This is a genomic window from Acidiplasma aeolicum (assembly GCF_001402945.1).
In the GTDB taxonomy this organism is placed as follows: Archaea; Thermoplasmatota; Thermoplasmata; order Thermoplasmatales; family Thermoplasmataceae; genus Acidiplasma; species Acidiplasma aeolicum.
This window is the reverse complement of sequence record NZ_LKBG01000016.1, coordinates 1-5,144: the sequence shown is the minus strand read 5'-3', so window position 1 is coordinate 5,144 and position 5,144 is coordinate 1. Positions and strand designations below refer to the sequence as shown.

General features: G+C 34.1%; 5 protein-coding genes. All 5 read left to right on the top strand.

Annotated features, from left to right (window positions below):
• Positions 1-102 precede the first annotated feature (102 nt).
• Complete coding sequence (locus AOG54_RS00880) at positions 103-1,506, top strand: APC family permease (RefSeq protein ID WP_055032273.1); 1,404 nt, start codon at positions 103-105, stop codon at positions 1,504-1,506.
• Positions 1,507-1,590: 84 nt separating this feature from the next.
• Positions 1,591-2,406, top strand: a complete 816-nt coding sequence (gene surE / locus AOG54_RS00875; protein WP_052656877.1) for a 5'/3'-nucleotidase SurE — start codon at positions 1,591-1,593, stop codon at positions 2,404-2,406.
• A gap of 31 nt (positions 2,407-2,437) precedes the next feature.
• Complete coding sequence (locus tag AOG54_RS00870) at positions 2,438-3,469, top strand: SLAC1 family transporter (RefSeq protein WP_055032272.1); 1,032 nt, start codon at positions 2,438-2,440, stop codon at positions 3,467-3,469.
• Between the two features lie 4 nt (positions 3,470-3,473).
• Entirely contained in the window at positions 3,474-4,307 is an 834-nt protein-coding gene (locus AOG54_RS00865; RefSeq protein WP_048102395.1) for an ABC transporter ATP-binding protein, read from the top strand.
• Positions 4,294-5,019, top strand: coding sequence for an ABC transporter permease (locus AOG54_RS00860; protein WP_052656890.1), 726 nt, complete (start codon positions 4,294-4,296; stop codon positions 5,017-5,019). The genes AOG54_RS00865 and AOG54_RS00860 overlap by 14 nt, the downstream gene beginning before the upstream one ends.
• The last annotated feature ends 125 nt before the right edge of the window (positions 5,020-5,144 follow it).

Sequence of the window (5,144 nt, the reverse complement as noted above, 5' to 3'; positions counted from 1 at the left end):
AAATAATCAATGATTAATATTGCCATAAAATTTTAAAGGAATAAATAGACATTTTTTTATTTAGATACAAAAATTTATTAATAATACATATTTACTTTCATAATGGAATACGGACTCAAGAGAAATTATGTATCCAGTTTCAGGCTTATATGGCAGGCAATGGGGACTCTCTCAGTTGCTGCGGATGCTGCATATTTGCTGGTTGGTGTTGTTGAATTTGCCCTGGGTGCAACCCCATTATCATTATTCCTTGGGGTAATTGGATATTTATTTATAATGAATACAGGATACCAGTTTTCGAAGCATGTAAACTCTGCCGGTTCTTATTATACATTTGCGGGGAAGGGGCTTGGTGGCATTGTTGGTACTTTTCAGGCATGGAACATGGCATTTTATGGAATTTTGGGATATGGTAGTTTTGGCTTTCTTGGCCTTGCATCATTTATTACCTTAATAGACCCGAAATATTCGGGTGCACTCTTCTGGGTGCCAATAGCCTTTGTGGCCGCACTTATATCATTTTTGTTTACATACCGTGGAATAAAAATATCAACAGATTATCAGATAGCCGGTGGTGTCATAGAGGTTCTTGTACTTATAATAGGTTCATTAATAATCATAATAAATGCTGGAAAATTAAACACTTTGTATGTTTTTACATTAAAATATGTTTCTGGATATTCTCAGCTTATTTTTTCAATGATTTATTCAACAACCCTGTATTTTGGAACCACAGTGTCAATTACCGCACTTGGCGAGGAGGCAAGGGAACCGGAAAAGAATATTAAACGTGCACTGCTTGCAACAACAATTCTTGCCGGACTTACGTTAATCTTTGTTTCTTATGCCTTCACCATCGGATGGGGGCCGGCAAATATGGAATCATTTTTTCATAGCCAGGATCCGGGAGTTATACTTTTTAAAAGATACAGTTATATACTATATATAGCACTTATACTTGTTACAATAAACAGTTTCATGGGCTATAATATTTCTGTGAGCAATGCAGATTCAAGAATATTTTATTCTTTTGCCAGGGATGGAATTCTATTTTTACCAAACAGAGTGGCCAAAATTCATGAAAGATACAGAACACCACATATAGCCGCGCTAATAATATTTATTTTATCATTTTTAATAGCCATATTTTTTGGCCTCAGGTATGGACCCGTGGCAGGTGGCCTTTTGATGCTTTTAATAAATTCATATGCTGCATATACAGAACATATAGTGGCATCAATAGCACTGCCATTTCTAACACATCGCAGGGGAGAATTTAAATTAATTCAGCATGTTGTAATTCCCGTTATTGGTATGGCCATTCTATTAATAATAATGATAAGTACACTTATAACACCCGAGCCCTATCCGGAAAACTTTGCAGTATATTTTGGCGTATCCTGGATACCGATATCAGGATTATTAACGTTTATAGAATATAAAATTCATCCCGGTAAGGTAAAAAAAGCTGCCCAGTTTACAATTGAGGAGATTGAGGGGAAATAAAGGGTTACATTTTTATAAAAATAATAAATTTTATTAATTTTTTTATTAATAAACAATTATATAGTATTTTAATATAGGTCAATAATGATTTTGGTTACCAATGACGATGGATACTTTTCAAGGGGTATCAAAACACTTTATATGAACGCTGCAAAGATCAGTACAGGAGCCGTGATGGTTGCACCTGACAGACCAAGAAGTGCCTCAGGCATGAGCATTACATTTAATAATCCACTCAGGGCAAAAACCATTGATGAAAACGGCATTAATGGCTATGCCATATCCGGATTTCCGGCAGACACAATATTTTTGGCAAGAAATGCGCTTTACAGGAATGAAAAAATTGATTTAATTGCCAGTGGCATAAATCACGGTCTTAATATATCGTTAAGGTCGCTATATACAAGTGGAACAATATCTGCGGCCATGACAGGCGCCCTGCTTGGAATAAAGGGTATAGCATTTTCAATCGATGTAAATGAGGAAAATGAAAAATCTGCTGATTTTGAAAAGGCAGGGATAATAGCAAGGCATGTAATGGAATATGTTATTAATAAGGGATTCCCAAAGGATGTTGATATATTAAACATAAATTTCCCACATAAAATAAATGATGGTATAAAAATGGTTGGAGTTCCGATGTATGTGAACGCATTTTCAGATTATGTTAGGGAGGATGAGGACCCGCATGGAAATAAATATTACTGGTTCTGGAATAAATTTTCAGATGATTATGATGAAAATACAGATTATTATACTGTGATGCATGAAGAAAATATATCAGTTACACCACTGTCAGTGCATGGCCATGTTATAACCAACTTTTCCGGTATAAAATCTCTTTGCAATGATGTATCAGGCCTAATATATAATGACGAATATTTATCAGATGTGAAATGAGAGATTAAATATCATAATTTAATCCCGTTACATGAAATTCAAAGGTCTCGGCCCTGAATGGTTTCCTGTCGTGCTCGGAACATTATCAATTTCCCTTGCACTTTACATAAATTATCTTGTTTTTTTAAATTTATGGCTCTTCAATGCAGGTAAAATTATATTTTTCCTTGTAATTGCAATGTTCATTTTCGTGTTAATATCTGTGGTTTATCGCTATGCATCAAAATCAGGAACCCTTAAAATGGACTATAATAATCCCACAGCATTGAGCTTTCTGGCATTTCTTGGCATAATCATGTATGCCCTTGCATTTTTTTACAGTGCCTATATAGGCATAAACAGAATTGTGGCAGCAACATTTTTGTATATATACTTTATATTTTATGTATATGTAATAATAATAAATTTACTTTTAAACTATAACCTTTATACAAATAAATACAATTCATCAGAATTCTCATATGCAATGCTTGTACCCTCCATTGTCATAGGTGGAAACATCATATTAAGCAGTATTATGCTCATAAAACCACTGGAATCATATTACACATTAAGTGAGCTTAAACTCATATATTTTATGATTTTTGTTTCACTGGGCATAACATTTTTCCAGTTTCTGTTTGTGGGTATTACTGCATTTATATACCATATTAACAAAACAGAGTATTTAAGAAGCGTCCCCGCAGCCATGATACCTGTGGGGGCCTCAAGCATGATAATTATTAATATTATGTTTTTACCATACTTTAATTACCTGCACCTTTTTAATGTGCCTGATTACATGGCTGTGGACTCATCAATGCTTTTTTTTGGCTTTGATACATTTTTATTTTTAATATCAGGGGTAATTGCGGCAGGTCATATAAAAAGAAGGCAGTCAATGACTGTATGGGCATATGTATTTCCGGTTGGTATATCAACGTTTTCAGATTACATGATATATTCTTATACTGGAATCTTCATTTTTAAGTATGCAATTGTTATATTTACCATTGTTTTAATAATACTTTATATATACTCCTGGATAAATACATATTTAATTATAAAAAATCCCGGGGTCTGATTTCATGATAATCATCGAAAATTTGAGCAAATTATATAAAAATCTGTATGCTGTTGACCATCTTAGTGCGGAAATATCTGATGGAACTGTATGCATAATAGGGAAGAATGGTGCAGGTAAAACAACACTTCTTAGAATGCTTTCAACACAGCTCAGGCCCACGTACGGTGATGCATTTATTAATAACCTTAGCATTATAAGGGATACAAAGAAACTAAGAAAAACAATAGTAAGCATACCACAGGAGGCCTCACCCATAGGCATATTAACACCGTATGAACAAATATTTATGTATTTAACCGCCAGAAACTTTTCCCTTAAATCGGCCAAGGACGAAACGTTAAGGGCCTTAAGGGAACTGGATTTATATGATAAAAAGGATGTGCCTTCGGATGAACTCTCTGGTGGAATGAAAAGAAAAATGTTCGTTGCCATGGCACTTGCTGCAAACACTGAAACAATTTTCCTTGATGAGCCCACAACAGGCCTTGACCCCCTTTCAAGGCTCGAAACTTGGAGCGCCATAAAAAAGCTTTCAGGGAATATAATATTAACCACACATTATATGGAGGAGGCCAGGGAGCTTGCATCAAAAATATACATAATGGATAAAGGCAGAATAATAAAATCCGGGAATTATGACCAGCTTTTAAGGCCATATAAAAATATGATCAGAATAGAGTCCATGGAAAAACTGGATAATTCATATAAAATAGGAACTTTGTATGTAAAATATATAAAAAAATCTGATATTGATAAAATAGGCAGTGATGTGAGTGTGCGCGATATAACCATTGATGACCTTTTTATAATGGAGGATGAAAATGCCAAATATTAAATTTATACTCACAATGGCATGGTACTATGGCATAAAAACCATAGCCAGAGGGCCATCATACCTTATTGCCTCACTTGCCACACCGCTTACCTTGCTTTTTCTGGTATTTGTATTAAGCCATGGTGCACTTGTTAAATTTGCAATAGTCGGAGGTTTAATTGCATTTATTGGGTCTGTTGGGCTTTCGGGCGCCGGTGATTCAGCATTTTTCAGGTTACAGTTAAGAATTCAGGAGCTTTATGTTGCAACCAGTATAACACAGTTTGATTACATGGCCGCATTTACACTGAGCTATTTCATCTTTTCAGTTCCCGGAATTATTCTTTATGTTTATCTTGGTATTATTTACCATCTATTCACATTATATAATTCCATTGCACTCGTATTAATTATGCTTATACTTATTGTAACCACAACGGCAATATCCTTCATAATATCAGGATCCATAAATCATCTAAGGAATATATGGGGAATAACCGGAATTTTAACTGTTATTACAAGCATACTGCCACCAACATTTTATCCATATTATTATGTTCCAAAAATATTTCTTTATATAATTGCAATATCACCAACAACACCAGCAGCAATTCTTGTTCAGGGATTTTTTGGCCTTGCACCCATGAATTTAATGATGCTTTACGTGCTTTTGATAGAGCTTGTAATATACTCAATTCTTGCCAGATTTCTTGTCAGATGGCGCGATAAGTGATAAACAGTAATTTATGACCGGTTTTTCATATGCTTTATAATTTAATTATATAACTTTAAGAATATTTTTTTAAAAATAATAATTTGACAAATTTAATCTGGAAATTTAATTCTTTTTGAGAAATA